The sequence below is a fragment of the Desulfovibrio sp. genome, from assembly GCF_035644575.1.
Classification (GTDB): Bacteria; Desulfobacterota; Desulfovibrionia; order Desulfovibrionales; family Desulfovibrionaceae; genus Desulfovibrio.
Window position 1 is genome coordinate 1 of sequence record NZ_DASQOG010000007.1, and the last position, 20,270, is coordinate 20,270.

General features: G+C 57.5%; 16 protein-coding genes and 1 riboswitch. Of the genes, 13 read left to right on the plus strand and 3 right to left on the minus strand.

Annotated elements, in window-relative coordinates; translation table 11 throughout:
- The coding region (locus tag VEZ52_RS00180; RefSeq protein ID WP_324835016.1) for a methyl-accepting chemotaxis protein at nt 1–2,002 on the plus strand (2,002 nt) is incomplete at its 5' end.
- 179 nt (nt 2,003–2,181) lie between these two features.
- On the opposite strand, the gene VEZ52_RS00185 is transcribed toward VEZ52_RS00180, so the two are convergent.
- Together VEZ52_RS00185 and VEZ52_RS00190 are read right to left on the minus strand one after the other, a co-directional pair.
- Nucleotides 2,182–2,934: a translation initiation factor 2 gene (locus VEZ52_RS00185; protein WP_324835017.1), complete on the minus strand. Its 753-nt coding sequence runs from the start codon at nt 2,932–2,934 to the stop codon at nt 2,182–2,184.
- Nucleotides 2,935–2,947: 13 nt separating this feature from the next.
- The gene (locus VEZ52_RS00190) at nt 2,948–4,186 is read right to left on the minus strand and encodes an HD domain-containing protein (protein WP_324835018.1); all 1,239 of its coding nucleotides are present in this window, start codon (nt 4,184–4,186) and stop codon (nt 2,948–2,950) included.
- 369 nt (nt 4,187–4,555) lie between these two features.
- Between VEZ52_RS00190 and rplM the strand changes: the two genes are divergently transcribed.
- From rplM to nrdG, 12 genes are all read left to right on the plus strand, one after another.
- Nucleotides 4,556–4,990: a 50S ribosomal protein L13 gene (gene rplM / locus VEZ52_RS00195; protein WP_324835019.1), complete on the plus strand. Its 435-nt coding sequence runs from the start codon at nt 4,556–4,558 to the stop codon at nt 4,988–4,990.
- A gap of 13 nt (nt 4,991–5,003) precedes the next feature.
- Nucleotides 5,004–5,396, plus strand: coding sequence for a 30S ribosomal protein S9 (rpsI, locus tag VEZ52_RS00200; RefSeq protein WP_192111562.1), 393 nt, complete (start codon nt 5,004–5,006; stop codon nt 5,394–5,396).
- 172 nt (nt 5,397–5,568) lie between these two features.
- Nucleotides 5,569–7,383, plus strand: a complete 1,815-nt coding sequence (locus tag VEZ52_RS00205; protein ID WP_324835020.1) for a YcaO-like family protein — start codon at nt 5,569–5,571, stop codon at nt 7,381–7,383.
- A gap of 117 nt (nt 7,384–7,500) precedes the next feature.
- A complete protein-coding gene (locus VEZ52_RS00210) occupies nt 7,501–8,646 on the plus strand; it encodes an ABC transporter substrate-binding protein (protein ID WP_324835021.1) in 1,146 nt (381 codons plus the stop codon).
- Nucleotides 8,647–8,769: 123 nt separating this feature from the next.
- Complete coding sequence (locus VEZ52_RS00215; RefSeq protein ID WP_324835022.1) at nt 8,770–9,663, plus strand: branched-chain amino acid ABC transporter permease; 894 nt, start codon at nt 8,770–8,772, stop codon at nt 9,661–9,663.
- Nucleotides 9,663–10,700: a branched-chain amino acid ABC transporter permease gene (locus VEZ52_RS00220; RefSeq protein ID WP_291442551.1), complete on the plus strand. Its 1,038-nt coding sequence runs from the start codon at nt 9,663–9,665 to the stop codon at nt 10,698–10,700. The genes VEZ52_RS00215 and VEZ52_RS00220 overlap by 1 nt, the downstream gene beginning before the upstream one ends.
- A complete protein-coding gene (locus VEZ52_RS00225; protein ID WP_324835023.1) occupies nt 10,697–11,518 on the plus strand; it encodes an ABC transporter ATP-binding protein in 822 nt (273 codons plus the stop codon). The genes VEZ52_RS00220 and VEZ52_RS00225 overlap by 4 nt, the downstream gene beginning before the upstream one ends.
- A gap of 156 nt (nt 11,519–11,674) precedes the next feature.
- On the plus strand, nt 11,675–12,397 hold the full coding sequence (locus tag VEZ52_RS00230) for an ABC transporter ATP-binding protein (protein WP_324835024.1): 723 nt from the start codon (nt 11,675–11,677) through the stop codon (nt 12,395–12,397).
- A gap of 267 nt (nt 12,398–12,664) precedes the next feature.
- The gene (locus VEZ52_RS00235) at nt 12,665–15,280 is read left to right on the plus strand and encodes a pitrilysin family protein (RefSeq protein ID WP_324835025.1); all 2,616 of its coding nucleotides are present in this window, start codon (nt 12,665–12,667) and stop codon (nt 15,278–15,280) included.
- Nucleotides 15,281–15,885: 605 nt separating this feature from the next.
- A riboswitch (cobalamin riboswitch) is annotated at nt 15,886–16,064 on the plus strand.
- Nucleotides 16,065–16,186: 122 nt separating this feature from the next.
- Nucleotides 16,187–18,442, plus strand: a complete 2,256-nt coding sequence (locus tag VEZ52_RS00240) for an anaerobic ribonucleoside triphosphate reductase (RefSeq protein WP_414649493.1) — start codon at nt 16,187–16,189, stop codon at nt 18,440–18,442.
- Nucleotides 18,443–18,494: 52 nt separating this feature from the next.
- A complete protein-coding gene (gene nrdD / locus VEZ52_RS00245; protein WP_034605181.1) occupies nt 18,495–18,665 on the plus strand; it encodes an anaerobic ribonucleoside-triphosphate reductase in 171 nt (56 codons plus the stop codon).
- Entirely contained in the window at nt 18,658–19,173 is a 516-nt protein-coding gene (gene nrdG / locus VEZ52_RS00250; RefSeq protein ID WP_324835045.1) for an anaerobic ribonucleoside-triphosphate reductase activating protein, read from the plus strand. Before nrdD ends, nrdG begins: the two co-directional genes overlap by 8 nt.
- A 91-nt stretch (nt 19,174–19,264) precedes the next feature.
- Here the strand turns inward: nrdG and VEZ52_RS00255 are convergent, their stop codons facing one another.
- Nucleotides 19,265–20,269, minus strand: a complete 1,005-nt coding sequence (locus VEZ52_RS00255; protein WP_324835027.1) for a bacteriohemerythrin — start codon at nt 20,267–20,269, stop codon at nt 19,265–19,267.
- Nucleotide 20,270: the final 1 nt, after the last annotated feature.

A 20,270-nucleotide genomic window follows, 5' to 3' on the forward strand; every position in this document is an offset into this window, starting at 1 on the left:
CGGATCGCTATTCGGCGCGCTGATTACATGCTGTGGCGTTGTGCTTTTTGTCTCAATCTACTTCATGAAAGTTCCGATCGAAGACGAACTGAACAAGGGCATCGTAAGGATGCAGCAGGTCATCAGTTCTGCCAATGAAACCACAGCTCAAAAGTTTTTACAAAGCGCTGACCTTATTGCTGAAGATGACGATTTTGCCCGGGCTGTCGCTGAAAAAAACACTGATGCGGCGGTCAAGCTCGGCTCAGTCCTGATGAAAAAGGCCGGGTCGGATTTTATGACCATCACCGATGAAAAGGGGATAGTCATAGGCCGTGGGCATTCCAAAAAGCACGGCGACAGCGTTACCAATCAGGAAACGGTGGTTATTGCCCTTACGGGCAAGCCAGCCGTGGCCGTGGTGGCTGGTACAGAGGTGCCGTTCACCATCCGGGCAAGCTTTCCTGTAATGCACGATGGCAAGCTTGTGGGCAGCGTATCTATTGGCACCTCGCTTGTCACGCCAGCCTATCTCGACTGGCTCAAAAAGCTTTCTGGCGTCAACGTCACCATTTTCAAGGGTGACACGCGCGTCATGACAACCATCATGCTGCAAGATGGAAAACGCGCCATTGGCACCAAACTGCAATCGCCTGAAATTCTCAAGGCAGTGCTTGAGCGTGGCGAAACGGTGTTCTCCCATAACAATATCCTTGGTATTGATTACAATTCTGCCTACTGGCCGGTCAAAGACGCCAATGGCAAAATCGTGGGCATGTGGTTTGTGGGTATGCCCATTGATGAATTGCAGCGCCTGGAGCGCGTGGCCATAAGCAATTCCATATGGATTGGCGTGGGCCTGCTGGTCTTCCAGCTGATTCTTTCGTTTGTTCTCGGCCTCAAGATCAGTGCCCCCATTCGCAAAATAACCGCCTATGCGCAGGCTGTGGCCGATGGCAACAACGAAGCCCAGCTTGACGTGTACAGCCGTGACGACATGGGCCAACTGGCAGATTCTTTGCGCACGATGGAAGATAATCTGCGCAAACTGGTGCGCGATGCCAGCGAAAAGGCCGACGAAGCCCACAAGATGGGCGAAGAAGCCAAGCTCGCCATGGAAGAGGCCCGCGTTGCCCAGGCACAGGCGGAGCAGGCCAAGCGCGAGGGTATGATCAGCGCTGCGGCCCAGATAGAAGAGGTAGTGGGGCAGCTGAACGCCTCCATCAATGATATTTCCGAGCAGGTGGAAAACACCAGCGGCGCTCTTGACCATGCCGCAAGCCGATTGGCGGAAACCGCAACCGCCATGGAAGAAATGAATTCCACGGTGCTTGAAGTCGCCAAAAATGCCGGCGGGGCGTCTGATATCTCCAACGCCGCCAAGCGCAAGGCCGAGGTCGGTTCCGAGATTGTGTCCAGAGCCGTGGTGGGCATTCAGGAAGTGCAGCGGCAGTCGCAGGCCCTCAGGGACGGCATGACCCAGCTGGACGACCATGCCAAGGCCATCAGCCAGATCATGGGCGTCATTTCCGATATCGCGGATCAGACAAACCTGCTGGCCCTGAACGCGGCTATTGAAGCCGCCCGTGCGGGCGAGGCCGGGCGCGGATTTGCCGTGGTGGCTGATGAAGTGCGCAAACTGGCGGAAAAGACCATGTCTTCCACCACCGATGTGGGCAACGCCATTGCGGCCATTCAGCAAAGCGCCGGTCAGAGCATTCAGCAGGTGGAAAAGGCCGTTGGCAACATTTCTGAAGCTACGGAGTATTCCAACAAGTCTGGTGAGGCTCTGAAAGAAATCGTCGGCATGGTGGATCAGACAGCAGATGAAGTGCGGGCCATTGCCGCTGCAAGCGAGCAGCAGTCTGCCACCAGCGAAGAAATCAACAGGTCTGTTGCCGATGTTAACCACATTGCGGCCAGCACTTCGCAATCCATGCAGGTTGCCATGAAGGAACTGGAATCCCTGCGCGCCCTGGCCCGCAGCCTCATGGATCTTATCGAACATATGAAGAAGGCCTAAGCCCCAGCGGCTTACCCGTCATAACGTATAAAGGCTCTGTTCCCTGAGGAACAGAGCCTTTGCTTTTGAGGGAGGCGTTCTCCGTCCAGTTCTGGCTGTCAGGGCAAAAGAGATTGCAGCGTATGTCGCCGCCTCCCGCTTCCGCTCAGCTTTTCCCGTTAACCTGCGCCTGTCTTGGTCTATTTACGCAGAATTGTTTTCAATGTTTCAGACTCTGCCCCGTTGCAGTTTTTAAGAAACTGCTCAAGGCGGGCTTGCACGGCAGGGTGCCTTGGGGCGAGGTCGTACAGTGAGGCCGCTGCTGCGGCGCTGCCGGAAAATGTGTCGTCATTGCGCAGCCCTTCTGAATTCAGCTTGGCGTAGCGCAGGGCCGCGCGGATAATGGCATCCAGAAATTCATTGCTGCCAGAGGCCATAAAGGCTGCCCAATACATCTGCAATACGGATTTCTCCGAGTAGATGTCCCAGTTGGTCAACGGGGCGGGGCTGTGCCGAATCTGCTGGAGCAGCAGCTTTTCCTCCGGTTGCAACAGGGTGGCAAGCAGCTCTTCCTCATCAGGCAATTGAGCAAGATGGGCCATCCAGGCCAGAGTGCGCCGCCCATCGCGGCTCAGGCCGGGCTGTGGTGGCAACAGGCGTTGCCGGGCAGAGGGATCATCGCGCAGCACCTGCGCCAGAAAGGTTGCCAGCATGATCTGTTTGAGGCTGTCTTTCAGCACTCCTTGCCCGTCAAACGTGCGTAAAATGCCTGGCAGCGTCTCGGTGCGGCGGTGCTGGTAATAATATTCCAGGTCGTTGGCATAAAAGGACAATCCCTTGGAAATGGCAAGCGCATTGCAGGGGCGCGGCCATGCAGCGGGCAACAGGCAGGCAAGGGTTGCCGCCATAAGCAGAAAAACCGCAAAGCGGGCAGGGGGAGTGGCAATTTTCATAGGTGGGGGTGGGTTAATCAAAGTCGGCAAGCAGGGCATCCAGCCCCAGCACATTGGGCGAACTTTCGCGCAGGCGGTTCAGCAGGCGCACGCGGGCTTCCAGCAGGTGGGGGGAGGACACGCCGTTGCGGATGGAACTGTGCGCCTCCAGAAAAGCCGCCAGATTGTCGCAGACCTTAACAAGCTGGCCGTCCTTGGGATCAAGGTCGTCCCGGTTGCATGCGGCAAGAGCCTGAAAGCCCTCAACTGCCCGAACTGTGCCGTTTTCTCGCACGCATTCCTGAAATTCGGAGCCGACTGCCGCGCCAAGGTAGTATTCAATGCGCTCTACCAGCGAGGTGAAGCCCTCAGCGCGCAAGGGGCCATACACACGGCGTTCAAGCTCTTTATCCTCGTATTTCTTGATGATTTTTGGCAGGTCTGAAATGGACTGCTTGACCGGCGAGATAATGTCGCGGGTAAGCACTTCGGGCAGGTCGTGGAACAGTCCGCAGAAAAAGTTGTTGTTGGCGCGCGCCGGGCAGGCATCGACGGCAAGGCTGAAACAGTAAGCGTAGCTGGCAACAATAAACATATGCCCGAGAACAGACGTGGCAGGAATGCGCGGGGCCTGCGTCCACCGCACCTGAAAGCGCAATTGCCCGCACAGGTTGGCAAGGCGCGAGAGGGCCGTGCCCTGACTACGCATGGAGGCAAGGCCGCGCAAATCCGTGAACGTATCCAGCCGATCGGGAAACGACTGGCCTATGTCGCCCATTTCATCATCAAACGGCGCGTTAAGCGGCTCTATGAGTCTGAATTCCCACTGCGAGGCAAAGAGGTGGGCAGCAGTAAGAATGCGGCGCGCAAGGGTGTTGTCATCCGGGCTGGTGTGCCACTGGCGCATTCGTTCCCAAAAGGGGCCAAGAGGCGCAAGCGAAGGCTCAAGCCTGTCGAGCACGTGCTCGGTCAACTGGCGGAACTGCTCGGGGTTTTCCTTGATTTTGTAGAAGATGGGAGGCTTGATGTCGGTGATAATGAGCCGGTAGAAATAATCAAACAGCCCACCCTCAATGATCTCGGTTGCAAGCGCAGTGCGTTCCGGGTCAGCCATGTGGCGGGAGTTTTCGTGCCAGAGCACGCAAGCCAGGAGCATTTTGTGGGCCTGCTTGTCAATTTCAAGCAGCTCCACTGGCCGCAGCTTGTCATTCCAGCGTAACAGGTACGCGCCGGAAAAAATAAGCTGTAGAAGATTCTTGCGAATTACAGGCATGAAAAGCCTCCCCAAAAATGGCTGCGCAAAAAACAGTTTGCACTATAGGGCGGAGTGGGGTAAAGCTCAAGGGCTTCAACGCTGTTGCCGGGAAAAAGCCGCATATGCCAAGGGCATGTGGGGTTGCGCCCCGATTGAGATGAGCGGTTGCGTCTGCAACCTGCGAGTTCTGGTGCTGCGGTGTACCGCCAAAGTCGTCAGTTTTTCATCCCCGCTGGGGGCGGATGCTTGACAGCTGTTGGCGTTTATAGTATTGAGGCTGCCTTTACTGCGATATTGTCGTCATCCCCGTTCGACGGCACATCGCGCAATGGATCTTTTTGCTGCCGTTATGGCCGCTGATATTTGCAGATGTGAGGAGTCACTCCGATGAAGACGTTCAGCCCCACCCCCAAAGACATCAACCGTGAATGGTTCGTGGTTGACGCTCAGGATCAGGTGCTCGGTCGTCTGGCCAGCCAGATAGCCCACCGCCTGCGCGGCAAACATAAGCCCGAATTCGCTCCCCATATGGATAACGGTGACTTTATCGTGGTTGTTAACTGCGAGAAGATTAAAGTTACCGGTAAAAAGTTGACTGACAAAAAGTACTACCGGCACTCTGGCTGGGTGGGCGGCCTCAAGACCACCCAACTCGGCGACATGCTGGCCGACAAGCCCGCCCGCGTGCTGACCGCTGCGGTGCGCGGCATGCTGCCCAAGAATCGTCTGGGCCGCGCCATGCTGAAGAAACTGAAGATCTACGCCGGGACCGAACATCCGCATACGGCCCAGAATCCCCAGCCGCTGACGCTGCCGCATTAAGGAGTAAAGAGCCATGAGCGAGAAATTTGAATACGGCACTGGCCGCCGCAAGACCGCTACGGCCCGTACCCGCATCTACGCCGGTTCCGGCGGCATCACGGTAAACGGCCGCAACTTTGAGGATTATTTTCCTCGCAAGACCCTGCAGATGATCATCCGTCAGCCCCTGGTTCTTGCCAAGCTGTCCGACAAGTTTGACATCCGCGTGAACGTTGCCGGCGGCGGCGTTACCGGTCAGGCCGAAGCCGTGCGCCACGGTATTTCCCGTGCGCTGCTTCTGGTTGATCCGGCCCTGCGCCCCATGCTCAAGAAAGCTGGCTTCCTTACCCGCGATGCCCGCAAGAAAGAACGTAAAAAGTACGGCCTGCGCGCTGCCCGCGCCCGGTACCAGTACTCCAAACGTTAATATGCCTTTATGGAAGCCCTCTTTATGGGAGGGCTTCCTTTTTGCCTTTGAGCGGGTCGCATGTCGGCCCGCTTTTTTTTGGCGGAGTTCCCGAGCAGTTTTGTAGGAATGCTCGTACCGCTCCCGCTTCAATCCCGGCTGCTCTGCGGAGTGCCACATCTGTGGTGGTGTTATGGAAAACGACAATACTTCAAATTTTTCTTCCGCATCAGATGTGTTGCCGATGCTGGATTATGCCTACACCCATGAGCAGACGCAGGCCACTACCGGTTATTTTTCCTGTGTTCCGCCAGAAAATCTGGATTTTGACCGTGCGTTGAAACGGCTTGAAGCCGCGCCGATGGACGATTTTCTGCATCTGCACCTGCTAAAGCTTCTCGCCAGCAAGGCGCAGGATGAGCTGAACCTTCTGGCCGCCAGTTGTTATGACGCTGCCAGCAACGAGTTTACCCGGCCAGTGCTGGCGGCCCTGCTGGCAGAGTGCGCCTTGCTCGGTGCGGAGTCGCCCGAAAAGGGCCAAGGCTTTTGCGCGTCTTTTCCGCCTGATGCCGCAGAGCGGCTGGCAGCTTACAGCCCCGCCGTGTATCTGCGTGCTGCAACCCTGCCTGACCACGCCATTGCCGCTGCCTGGAGCTCCCTGTTCCGCGCCAATATTTGCGAGCACCATTCCCTGCCGCGCCCGGACGAGGCTGGCATAGCACCCCTTTTCAGCGGGGAACTGCTCGATGCCACAGCACGGCGCATGGCGGAGCATGCAGACGCTCTGGCCCGGCAGCATGAAAAACTCAAGGCCGAAGCCTGGGAACCCTGGCAGCGGCCCCCGGCGCAGGAAACATACCTGCGCGCCGTGGACGCGCTGATGGAAAATGGCATCGTGGATGGCCCGGAAATGCGCCATGAGGCTTCGCTTTCGCCCATTGCGCTGCTGCGCGGCTGGCAGTTGGATATTGCCGTGACCAGCGGTTCCGTGCGTCACACCTTGCGGGGCAAGGCCACTGCCTACGGGCGCGGCCTGTCCCTGGCAGCGGCCCGCGCATCCTACGCCATGGAAATTGTGGAGCGCGCCAGCACCTATGTGAGCGTTGGGCCGGGGGACGGCACTGCCGCCCATGCCGGAACAATCCTTGACCGCAAAACAGAACTGCCCCTGACGCTTGCGCGTTTTTCCGAGCTGGCGGAGCAGGGCAGAGCGGCGCTCGACCCCAATCTGCTGCCTCTGGAAGCTCCTTATACTGATGCCCCCCTGCACTGGCTCCCCGCCGCAGACGCGTCAGGCGCGACCGTTCTTGTACCTGCGCAGGCGGTTTTTCTGTTTTGCAATCTGGACGAGCAGGCTCTGTTTATTGCTGGCGGCTCCACCGGTCTTGCATCTGGCAATATTATGGATGAAGCTGTGGTTGCCGCCCTTATGGAAATTGCCGAGCGCGACGCCGAGGCCACAACTCCTTACAGCCGTACACGCTGTTTTATGCTGCGCAGCCGTGATCAGCTCATTCAGTCACTGCTTGACGACTACGCGGCCTGCGGCATCCGCGTGCAGTTTCAGGATCTGACCACGGAGCTTGGGCTGCCTGTGTACCAGTGTTTTGTCACCGGGCGCGACGGTGCTGTCGCGCGGGCCACAGGAGCCAATCTTTGCGGCGCGCGGGCTGCTCTGGCGGCGCTCACCGAAACCCCGTGGCCTTATTCAACGGCGCAAAACAAGCCGCCATGCCCTTCAGCTCCAGGACTAGCGGGACTGCCCGTTCGTGTGTTAGAAGATTTGCCGGATTACAGCCTGCCCTCCCCCCGCGCCAACCGCCGCCTGTTAGAGTCGGTGCTGTCGGCGCACGGCAGAAGTCCTCTCTATGTGGATCTGACCCGCAAGGATTTTGATATCCCCGTGGTCAGGGCCATTGTTCCCGGTCTTGCCCTCACGGCAGAGTGGGACAGGTTCTCAAGGCCGGACGCGCGCCTTTTTGCGCGTTATGCCGCGTGTTGTCTATGAGTTGCCGTAAGTACAGCTAATTACAATTGCAGCCCGGCGGCAACTCGGGTATAGTAGGGAGCGACCGGCCCATAAGTGAACAGGCCGCTCTGAACGCACAACCTTTGGAGGGTTAGGATGAAACTGGGTAAATTTCTTGCCGCGCTGGCTGGTCTGGCGCTGACCTTCGGCGTTGCTGGCCAGGCGCTTGCCGCTGATGCCGGTCCCATCAAAATCGGCGTGTACCTTCCTCTGACCGGGCAGAATGCCTTTGGCGGCCAGCTCGAACTTGAGGGCGTGCGTCTCGCCCATAAGGAAATGCCCAAGGTTCTTGACCGCCCCGTTGAACTGGTGGTGGTTGACAACAAGTCTGACAAGGTCGAATCCGCCAACGCCGTGAAGCGCCTTGTGGAACGCGACAAAGTCGTGGCCCTTATCGGCACCTACGGTTCCTCGCTGGCCATGGCTGGCGCCGAAGTGGCTGAAAAGGCCGCTGTCCCCGGCGTTGGCACCTCCTGCACCAACCCCCTTGTGACCCAGGGCAAGAAGTACTACTTCCGCGCCTGCTTCATTGATCCTTACCAGGGCGCTGCCGCCGCTACCTATGCCTATGAAACCCTCGGCTTCCGCAAGGCCGCCGTGCTCATGGACATGACCAGCGACTACGCCGTGGGCCTCTCCAGCTTCTTTACCCGCGATTTCAAGAAGCTCGGCGGCGAAGTTGTGGCGACTCTCAAGTACAGCTCCGGCGATCAGGACTTCACCGCCCAGCTGACCGAACTTATTGCCAAAAAACCTGACATCGTCTTCATGCCCGCCTACTTTGCCGAAGGTGCCATCATCATGAAGCAGGCCCGCGAACTGGGCGCCAAGTTCCGCCTCATGGGCGCGGACGCCATGGACAACCCCGACACCCTCAAGCTGGGCGGCAAGGCTGCGGAAGGCTTCCTGCACACCACCTTCCCCTACGACCCCGCCATGCCCAACATGAGCCCCGAAGCCAAGCGCTTCACCGAAGCCTGGAAGGCCGCCTATCCTGACAAGGAAACCAACGTTAACGGCGCTCTTGGCTACAACACCTATTTCCTGATTCTTGACGCCATCAAGCGCGCCAACTCTTCTGATCCCAAGGCCATTGCCAAGGCTCTGGCTGAGACCAAGGATCTGCCCACCGCACTGGGCCTGCTGAGCATCAACAAGACCCATGACGCAGAAATGCCCGTGGGCATCATTGAATACAAAGATGGCAAGCGCGTTTACGTGGGCGAAGTTACACCCAAATAAGTAAACAACAGATTAACCCCGCGGCGATATTCGCCGCGGGGTGCTTTTTTCATTTTTTTGCCGCTGTTCGAGCGGAAGGGCCAAGTGTGGCCTTTTGTCCGTTGCGAGGCGCTGAGGTGGCCCATGAGCCTTGATATGTTTTTGCAGCACTGCTTTAACGCCCTGACCCTTGGGTCGCTGTATGCGCTGATCGCCATCGGCTACACCATGGTTTACGGCATCCTGCGCCTGATCAACTTTGCCCACGGCGATATCCTGATGATCGGCGCGTACTTTGTATTTTTCGGCACGTTCGCCTTTGGCTGGCCCTGGGGTGTAGCCGCTGTTGTCGCCGTTCTTGGCGCCAGCGTGCTCGGCATCCTTGTAGAAAGGATAGCCTACAGACCCTTGCGCGACGCCCCTCGTATTTCGGCGCTTATCAGCGCCATTGCCGTATCATTTTTTATTGAAAGCCTCGCCGTGGTGGTCTTTACAGGCCAGCCTCGCCCCGTGTTGCAGCCCGAATGGCTGGTTTCTGAATGGCAGATTGGCGGCCTGCGCATTCTGCCTCTCACGGCCTTTGTGCCGATCATGACCATCGTGCTTGTGGCCGTCCTTCTGTATGTGGTGTACCGCACAAAGCCCGGCCTCGCCATGCGCGCCATTTCAAAAGATATTGAAACCACGCGTCTTTTGGGTGTGCGGGTGGACAACATCATTGCCCTCACGTTTGGCATTGGCTCTGCGCTGGCGGCGGCCTCGGGCATCATGTGGGCCTTGCGCTACCCGCAGGTGCACCCCTACATGGGCATCATGCCCGGCCTCAAGGCCTTTATCGCGGCAGTGTTCGGCGGCATCGGCTCCATTCAGGGCGCGGTTATCGGCGGTGTTGCCCTTGGCTTTGTTGAAATAATGACCGTGGCCTTCATGCCTGAGCTTTCGGGGTATCGCGACGCCTTCGCCTTTGTGCTGCTGGTGTTCGTGCTGCTGTTCAAGCCCACAGGGCTGCTGGGTGAGCGAATGGAGGAGAAAATCTAATGCGCCTGAACAGAAGCACCATTCTGAGCATCATGGTCATGCTGCTGTTTGGCCTTGTGCTCTCCCAGGCAGAAAGCTTTCTCGGCGACTACCAGATTTATATCGCCAAGCTCATTTTCATCAACGCCATTCTGGCGCTTTCGCTCAATCTGATTTACGGATTTACCGGGCTCTTTTCGCTGGGGCATGCAGGATTTATCGCCATCGGCGCGTATGTTTCGGCCCTGTGCATCCTGAGCCCCGAGCAGAAAGAGATGATGTGGATTCTTGAACCCATCATCTGGCCTTTCTCCGACCTGTTCACGCCTTTCTGGGTTTCTGCGCTGGCCGGCGGGCTGGTGGCCACCATCTTTGCCTTTATTATCGCCGTGCCTGTGCTGCGGCTTGGCGATGACTATCTTGGCATTGCCACCCTCGGCTTTGCAGAAATCATCCGCGTCCTCATCGTCAACGCCACCTCCATCACCAACGGTTCGCTGGGCATCAAGGGCATTCCAGGGCATGCCAGTCTGCTTTCGTGTTACATCTGGATGCTCTTTACGCTCATAGTGCTTTCGCGGCTCATATTCAGCAATTACGGAAACGTGATGCGCTGTATACGCGATAACGAAATCGCCGCCAGGGTCATGGGCATCAACGTGTTCCGCTACAAGGTGCTTTCGTTCTGCGTGGGTGCGTTTTTTGCCGGTGTGGGCGGGGCGCTGCTTGGCTCCCATCTTTCCACCATCGACCCCAAGATGTTCAACTTTCTGCTGACCTTCAACGTCCTCATGTTCGTTGTGGCCGGCGGTCTTGGCTCGTTGACGGGCAGCCTGCTTGGCGCCACGGTCATCACCATCCTGCTTGAATGGCTGCGCGCCATCGAAGAACCCATGGATCTGGGCTTTGTTGAAATCCCCGGCATCCCCGGTATGCGTATGGTGGTGTTTTCGCTGGTGCTGCTGGCCATTATTCTTTATCGGCGCGAGGGCATCATGGGAACCCGTGAGCTGACCTGGAAATCAATGGGTGCGTTCTTCAGGAGGGGTAAGGCATGAGCGGTTTTAATCTGCCCAAGGCTCCCAATTACGAGGGCGCACTGCTGCTGGCCAAGGACGTAACCATGCGTTTTGGCGGCGTGACCGCCGTGAGCGATCTTTCCATCGCTCTGCCCAAGGGCGCTATTGCGGGCATTATCGGCCCCAACGGCGCGGGCAAAACCACCGCGTTCAACGTCCTGAGCGGTTTTTACACGCCTCAGGAAGGTGATGTGGTTTTTAACGGCAAGAGCGTGAAGGGCCTTGGCCCCTCGGAAATCTGCCGCATGGGCATGGCCCGTACTTTCCAGAACATCCGTCTGTCGCAGCAGATGACCGTGCTTGAAAATATCATGGTCGGCTGTCATGTGCGCCGCCGCTGCCCCTGGTGGATGGCCCCTCTGGGCATCCCCGCCTTTTATAAGGAAGAAGCGGCCATTGTGGAAAAAAGCAAGCAGCTTGCCGATCGGGTAAACCTGAGCGGCAACCTTAACGATCAGGCGGGCAGCCTGCCTTACGGCGCGCAGCGCAGGCTTGAGATTGCCCGCGCTCTGGCCACCGAGCCAAAACTGTTGCTGCTTGACGAACCCGCAGCGGGCATGAATCCCCAGGAAAGCCTGGATCTCATGCATTTTATCGGCCATATCCGTGACGAATTCGACCTCACCATCCTGCTGATCGAGCATGACATGAAGGTCGTCATGGGCGTGTGCCAGTACATCTGGGTCATGGAATACGGCGCCTTGATCGCCGAGGGCGAGCCGGAATCCATCCGCAACAACCCCGTGGTCATCCGCGCCTATCTGGGTGAGGACGCCACGCTGGAAAAAGTCATTTAGCCGCGGCCCGGGCGGCGGAGCCTCGCTCCGGCTGCCCGTAGCGGCTTGCAAAGGCGCTGTTTGCCGCTCCTGTGCAGGAGTAAACGGCCATTCGCAGCAGATAGACATGCCCGGAAAGCTCTTCCGGCGCAGACCGACATATGGACAGGGTGCATCATGCTTGAAATTCGTAATCTCCATGTGCGCTACGGCGGCATTCAGGCCGTTCAGGGCGTAAGCCTGAATATCCCGCGCGGCAGCATTGTGACGCTTATCGGGGCCAACGGCGCGGGCAAGAGCAGTATCATCCGCTCCATTGCCGGCCTGAATAAAACCATCAGCGGCGACATCCTGCTGACCCGCCACGAGGGCGACGCCCCGGAATCACTCATGGGCCTCAAGCCCGAAGACATGGTGCGCAAGGGCATTTCTCTTTCGCCGGAAGGGCGGCGTATCCTGCCCCATCTGACGGTGGAGGAAAACCTGTACCTTGGCGCGTATTCGCGTAGTGACAAGGCAGAAATCGCCCATGATATCGAGTGGGTGTACAGTTTGTTTCCCCGGCTCAAGGAACGCCTCTGGCAGAAGGGCGGTACGCTTTCCGGCGGCGAGCAGCAAATGCTGGCCGTGGGCCGCGCGCTCATGAGCCGCCCCGATCTGCTCATGCTTGACGAACCTTCGCTGGGGCTTGCCCCGCTGCTGGTGCGCGAGATTTTCGACATCGTCAAGCGCATCAACGAAGAAGGCAAAACAGTCCTGCTGGTGGAGCAGAACGCCTTTGCGGCGCTTTCTGTGGCGCACTATGCCTACATTCTTGAAGTTGGCAGGGTTGTGCTTGAAGGCCCGGGGCGTGAACTGCTTGAAAACCCCAAGGTCAAGGACGCCTACCTCGGCGGCTAGACTTTCTCCTGATTTCAGACCGAGTTGATCTGGTCAGCGCTCAAACCGGCAATCATATGACTGCCGGTTTTTTGTTGCTGAAAGTATCGGCAAATCCCGCAAGTCGCGAGCTCATAAAGCAGACCGCCGGGGCAGGCAAAATGCTGCGGCTTGCCACCCCGTGCCGCGGGTATTAGTATTCATGTTGGTTAAAAACAGTCCGGGGAGCAGGGCGGTTACTGCCTTTGCCTCTGCCTTCTTGCGACTGCAAATCCATAAGGAGCAAACATGCAACGCATACTTCTGTTATTGCCCCTCCTGCTGGCCTTGCTGGCTGGCGCGGCCTCTGCCGCACCGGGCGAACAGCGAACCCTGACCAAACTGCCCAACGGGCTTTCCGTGTATATCATCAAGGACAGCCGCTTCCCTCTGGTAGCAACGCGCCTTTACGTGCGCACCGGGTCGGCCAATGAAGACGTCAAGCAGGCTGGCATCAGCCATTTGCTTGAGCACATGGTCTTCAAAGGTACAGAACATCGGCCCAAGGGTCAGGTGGCGCGCGATGTGGAAGCCCTTGGCGGCTACCTCAACGCAGCCACCAGCTTTGACAAAACATGGTACATGACGGACATGCCCGCCGCCCACTGGCGCATGGGCATGGACGTGGTGAAAGAAATGGCCTTTCAGGCCGCTCTGGATCCCAAGGAACTGGAGTCGGAAAAAGAAGTGGTGATTTCCGAGCTTGAGCGCGATCAGGATTCGCCCATGAGCAGACTGTTTGAAAGCCTGCAGGTATCCACACTCCAGAACACCCCCTATGGGCGGCCCATCATCGGCTTTAAGGAAACCGTGCGCGCCATCACCGCCGACGACCTGCGCGCCTATGTACAGCACTGGTATCAGCCGCAGAACATGATGTTGCTGGTGGCGGGCGATATTGATCCGCAGGCAGTGCTGCAACACGCGCAGGAACTTTTTGGCGGTATGGCCAACACCAACGATGCTGTTACGCCGCCCCAGGTAGATTTGCTCACGGCCCCCGGCGGTCAGCGCGTTGAAGTGGTGCGTGGCCCCTGGAACAAGGTCTATCTGGGCATGGCCTTCCCTGCGCCAGCCCTGCGCGACCTGCGCTCTGTGGATCTGGACGTGCTGAGCTACCTGCTTGGCGGCGACGGCACTTCTCTGCTGAGCCGCAAATACGAGTATGAAAAGCAGCTAGTGGACAGCATCAGCGTGGGCAACATGAGCCTTGAGCGCGCGGGCATGCTGTACATTACAGCCAATATGGCTCCGGAAAAGCTGGAAGCCTTCTGGCAGGGGCTGACCGCAGACCTTGCCAAGCTCAAAGCCGCAGACTTCAAACCCGAGGCCCTCAAGCGCGCCCGTTACAACCTTGAAGACAGCATGGACCGCTCGGCGGAAACGCTCAACGGCCTTGCCTCCTGGCTGGGCAGCGTCCAGTTTGAACTGGGCGGCGATGTGGCGGAACAGAATCTGCGCTTCACCCAGCGTAATGTTTCTCAGCCGCAGGTACAGCAGGCCATTGACCTCTGGCTTGACCCCGGCAGGGCCCGGGTGCGTGTGCTCGCTCCTGAAAATGCCAAACTGCCCGATCTGGAAGCCGTGCTGCAAAAGAACTGGCCCGGCAGTGCCGCCGCCAAGGCTGCGCAGCAGGCTGCATCCACGGCGGGGCAGCAGGAAGTGGTCGACCTGGGGCAGGGGCGTACCGTCATTCTTATCCCTGATGCCACAGTGCCTTACGTGGCGGTCGATCTCATGCTGCCCGGCGGCAACGCCCTGCTGAAGCCCGACCAGCAGGGGCTGGCAGAACTGACGGCCAGCACCCTCGGCGATGGCAGCGGCAAGCTGGACGCCCAGGCCATGGAACGCTATTTCGCTGACCGCGCGGCTTCTCTTTCCGCCAAGGCGGGCCTGCAAACCTTTACCGTGTCTCTGACCGGCCCGGCCCGGTTCAATGCTGATTATTTCTCCATGCTGGGCGAGGTGCTGGGCAAGCCCCGCTTTGAAGCCAAGGAAATCAAGCGTGAAGCGGAAAACATGAAGGCCGCTATCCGCCAGCGGGCAGACAGGCCTACCTCCTTCCTGTTCTCACGCGTGAATCCCTTCATCTTCCCCGGCGGTCAGCCCTACGGCTACGATAGTCTGGGTACGGAAGCGAACCTTTCCAAGTTTACGGCCAAGGATGTGCGCTCGTTCTGGGACAAGCAGCTCGTGCAGCCCTGGGTGCTGGCAGTGGCAGGCGATTTTGACCGCGAGGCCGTGCTGGCCTTTGCCCGCACATTGCCCGCACCAGACAACAAGGATTTCTCCTTGCCCGCCCCCTCATGGGGTGATGCCCGCAACCTTGATCTGCATCTGCCGGGGCGCAATCAGGCCCACGTACTCCAGATGTTCAAGGCTGTGCCCTACACCAGCCCGGATGCTCCGGCGCTCATGCTTTTGCAGTCTGTGCTTTCCGGGCAGAGCGGCCTGCTGTTCAGCCAGATGCGTGACGAGCAGGGCCTCGGATACACGGTCACGGCCTTTTACCGCGCCATGCCTCAGGCTGGCATGATGGCTTTTTACATTGGCACAACGCCTGACAAGGTGGCGCAGGCACGTGAAGGCTTTGCCAAGATTATTGCCGATATCAAGGCAAAACCTTTGCCTGCGGAATTGCTTGAAGCCGGGGCCAACCGCCTGCTTGGCGAATACTACCGCGACAAGCAGAGCCTTGATTCCCGCGCGGGCGTGGCCGCCACAGATGCAGTGCTGGGCCTGCCCCGTGATTTCAGCAAGTCGCTCATCGACAAGGCGGCCAAGCTGACCCCTGCGGATATTCAGGCCGTGGCGCAGAAGTATCTGGACGACAAAAACCTCTACAACATGATCCTGCTGCCGTAGACGGCGTTTCGGGTTTGTTGACGGGCCGCATCGGATATCCGATTACGCTTCCCTGCAAAATGGCGGTGGAAGCGGCGTTGGGCCGATGCGGCCCCTTGTGTTCATTGGTTGTTACGGAATGCTCAAACCCCGTTTGCGTGTACAAAAAAAGTTTTTATAAACGATATCTTCGGCAAGGGGCGGGCAAATAAAAATGTCAAGTCCGAGGTAAGTCCCCTTACGTGGGGGAGGCCGTCTTGAAAACCCGGCGTGGGTAGAGTAAGTTCTTGCCTGCGTTACGGGAACTGCTTTCCGAGGAAAGCTCGCCAGGTGTCGGCTGCGGTCGCAGTGCCGGGGCCTGGGCGGCAGCGCCATGTGGGCATGATGCCTGAATTCATGGCGAAATGTTTCAGCAGCGCCAATCAAAGCCACACATGTTGCGGGTCAGGTTGCCTGATCTGGCTCTAGCCAGGGCGAACATTTTTGTTCACGCCCTCGCTGTTTTGCGGCCTAGATGTAGTGAAAAATTGGGCAGGCAAGAAAATTCAATAGTGAATTCGCAGTGTTGCTACGGCACTAGGAGAGCTTTTTTGCGTGCATTTATTGACAGGGTGTAATTCTTTTGAGATTTTCTAGACATTGAAAGCGCCATGGAGCTTAATAGGGAATTCCCGTGAAATTCGGGAGCGGACCCGCCGCCGTGAGCCTGTTCAACACCGCTTTTCCACGAGTGCCACTGGATAAAACCGGGAAGGCCGAAAAGCGGCAGGCAAGCCGGAAGACCTGCTTTCAACCGTTCTAAGAAAGTGGAGCATCTGCAACGGGCTTTTGCAGATGAACCGTCAGAAAAGGGCCATTGATGGTCTCTCCGCCCGTTTTGTTCGGGCGGCCTTTTTGTTCATAGCCCACACGTTTGGAGCGAAGTTCATGCTCGCCAGCATTATTAAGCGCGACGGCACGGAAGTGCCTTTTGATTCGATCAAGATTCTCAATGCCATCACCAAGGCCAATCAGGCCGTTGGTGGTGAAGACATGTCCCCCACTGACCTGCTGTTTGTCACTGAAAAGGTGTGCAAAAAGCTGGAGTCGCGCAGCCTCAAGCATGTGGAAGAAATTCAGGATGTTGTTGAAGAAACCCTGATTCAGTACGACTACGCCAAAAGCGCCAAGGCTTATATTCTGTACCGGGCCGAGCATACGAAAATCCGTAATGCGGAATCGTATCTCATGGATATCTATAAAAAACTTACGTATTCCCCGGCCCTGCAGGAAGACATCAAGCGCGAGAACGCCAATATCGACGGCGATACGGCCATGGGCACCATGCTCAAGTATGGTTCCGAGGGCTCAAAATTCTTCATCGACAACTACATTCTGCCCAAGGATGCCTCTGCCGCGCACCTTAACGGCGATATCCACATTCACGACAAAGATTTTTACATGCTCACGGAAACGTGCTGCCAGATTGACCTTATCCCCTTGTTTAAAAATGGCTTTTCCACGGGGCACGGGCATTTGCGCGAGCCCAATTCCATTGAGAGCTATTCGGCCCTGGCCTGCATTGCCATTCAGGCCAACCAGAATGAAATGCACGGCGGCCAGAGTGTGCCGCATTTTGACTTTGCCATGGCCGAAGGCGTTATCAAAACCTACCGCAAGGAATATGAGCGCGCCTTTGCCGCATTTTTGCGCATTGCCCAGAACCTGGAAGAACAGGCAGCCATTGACGCCGCCAGAGAAACCATCGCCTTGTTGCCCGAAGGCCCGCGCCTTGGCACCTGCGACGCCTTTGGAGAAGCCCTTGTGGCGGCAGCCCCCGAGGCCCGGCGCGAGCTTGTGACTCGCGCGCATGCCTACGCTGCCGGCGAAGCCCTCAAATACACCGAGCGCCGCACCTATCAGGCCATGGAAGCCCTGATCCATAACCTGAACACCATGAATTCGCGCGCGGGCGCACAGGTGCCTTTCAGTTCCATCAACTACGGCACGGATATTTCTGCCGAGGGGCGCATGGTTGTTAAAAACCTGCTGCGCGCCACCAAGGCCGGGCTTGGCAATGGGGAAACCTCCATCTTCCCCGTGCAGATATTCAAGGTGAAGTCCGGGGTCAACTATAATCCTGAAGATCCCAACTACGACCTTTTCAAGCAGGCCATGGATGTTTCCGCCATGCGGCTTTTCCCCAATTTCAGCTTTCTTGATGCGCCGTATAACCTTCAGTACTACCGCCCGGGCGACTACAATACGGAAGTTGCCTACATGGGCTGCCGCACACGCGTGCTTGGCAACGTGTACGACAAGGACAGGCAGGTTACGTGCGGTCGCGGCAACCTGAGCTTTACGTCCATCAATCTTCCCCGGCTTGGCCTGGATGCGCGCGGTGACATCAGCCGTTTTTACGCCCTGCTGGACGACAGGATCGACCTGGTGTTCCGCCAGCTGCTGCATCGGCTCAAGATCCAGAGCGCCAAAAAAGTGCGCAACTACCCCTTCCTCATGGGCGAGGGCATCTGGCTTGATTCCGACAAGCTTGGTTGGGACGACAGCATTGAAGAAGTGCTCAAGCACGGCACGCTGACCGTGGGCTTTATCGGCCTTGCCGAAACGCTCAAGGCTCTTGTGGGCCAGCACCACGGCGAAAGCGAAGATGCCCAGAAGCTTGGCATCGAGATTGTTACGCATTTGCGCAAGCGGTGCGACGACGAAGCTGAAAAGACAGGGCTCAATTTTTCACTCATCGCCACCCCGGCGGAAAGCCTGAGCGGGCGCTTTGTCAACCTCGACAAGGAAAAGTTCGGCAGCATCCCCGGCATCACTGACAGGGATTATTACACCAACTCGTTCCATGTGCCGGTGTACTGCCCCATCAAGGCCTTTAAAAAGATACAGATCGAGGCTCCGTACCACGCGCTGACCAATGCGGGCCACATCACCTATGTGGAGCTGGATGGCGATACCTGCAAGAACCTTGAGGCCTTTGAGAGCATCATCCGTTTTATGCACGATAATGGCGTTGGCTACGGCTCCATCAACCACCCCCTGGATCGCGACCCTGTCTGCGGCTATGTGGGGGTGATCAACGGCGCCTGCCCCCGCTGCGGCCGTAAGGAAGGCGAAGGCGTGAGCGCCGAGCTGCTTAAAGAACTGCGCAAAAAATACCCGCACACCCCCAAGTGGGACTAGCGGTCATATACAATTCTTATAAACTTTTGCTGATAGAACAAGGAGAGCGAAAATGCTAATGAAATCGCGTCTGTTCGAGGAAACCAAGCCCGCGCAGAAACTTGTGGGCCAGGATGTGGGCTTTGAACGTACCCGCCGCATCACCGGTTACCTTGTGGGAACGCTTGACCGTTTCAACAATGCCAAGCGCTCGGAAGAGCGCGATCGTGTCAAGCATGCCTGAATCCGGTAATGCCGGGGTCATGCGGCTGTCAGGCATTGTGGAGGAATCCATAGTGGACGGCCCGGGCCTGAGGTATGTCTTGTTCACGCAGGGTTGCCCGCATCACTGCAAAGGGTGCCACAATCCGCAGACGCACGACTTTGAGGGCGGCTTTCCGTTTACGGCGGAGGCCGCCCTTGCCCAGATTGGGGAGAACCCTCTTCTGGCGGGTGTGACGCTGTCTGGCGGGGAGCCCTTTGAGCAGGCCCAGGCGCTCTGCGCCGTGGCCGAGGGTGTGCAGGCCATGCGCAAAAATGTGATGACCTACACGGGGTACACATTTGAAGCCCTGCTTGCCCGCAATGACAACTGGACAAACCGGCTGCTGGAACTGACGGATGTTCTCGTGGACGGCCCCTATGTGGAAAGCCTCCGCGATCTTGAGCTGCAGTTCAGGGGCAGTTCAAACCAGCGCCTTCTTGACCGAGCTGCCCGAGAACGAATAGCGGCGGAGTTGTTCAGCCATTGAACTTTTTGCGAGTCCTGACAGGTTGTTTTGCCGGTCACGTCTGTTCCCCGCTTTAAGCGGGGTTTTTTATTGGGGGGTGGCTGCAGAAGGCTTACTGCTCTGGTGTGGGGTTTGTGCCGATCACATAGGAGGCAAAACCCACATCCATCTGCTGTATATGATCCACCAGCCAGGTCTTCAGGTATTCCAGCAGGGCAATATCAATAAAGGCCTTGTCGTCAAGCACTGCCTCCCTGAGTTCTGTCACTGTTTTTCTGAAACCATGGTGCACTTCAATGTGTCGTGCCGTGAGCGGATAAGCCGTGCGGCTGAAGAATATTTCTTCTGTGGCAAAATGGCTGAAGGCATAGCCCGTCAGATCATCAAGAATTTCCAGCAGCAGCTTTTTATCGCAGCCCTTCTGCATGCCACGGTGCAGCTTGTTGATGTACGAAAGCAAGAGCTTGTGCTGGCCGTCAATGACAGGAATGTTCGTGTTGTAACGGCTATCCCAGGGGAAAGCCTCTGCAAGCGTAGTAACTGCTGCATCATTGTCAGTGTCAGCTGTACCCAAAAGCTGGCTGGCGTGCAGCAATATGCATTCGCTATGGTGCAGCACCGCAGAAAGGTCAAGAATTTGCTCCCTGATGTGCGGGCGGTCCACAGGCAGCCCACTGTCCGCATCAGCAGCAATAGCCAGATCATTCAATTCAGATTGGGCTTTGCGTAACGCCTCAAGGACCGTCTGCTGCGTCTGCATGTCCACAACGCGCCTTTCGCGCAGTTCCTGAATTTCCTGCCGGAGTTTGTCTGCTGTTTCGCGCGCCTCGGCAAGATCGTGGCGAAGTGTGGCTTCTCTGGCATTGAGGCTGTCTTCCAGAGCGCGCACAATATCGCAGGCCGTGGGTATGGACGGGATTTCAGCGCAGCCTGGCTGCGCGAGGGCAGCTACGAATGTGCGCAAGGGAAGCAGAAGGTAGCGGTAGAGCAGCACAAGGCCACAGAAGGAAAAAATCAGGGAGAGGACAACAGCAAGCCGGGAAAAGGGCGGGGTGAGCTGCATGGCGATAATGCCAGCCAAGGGAGCAATAATCAGAAAAATGATTGGAACGCCCATG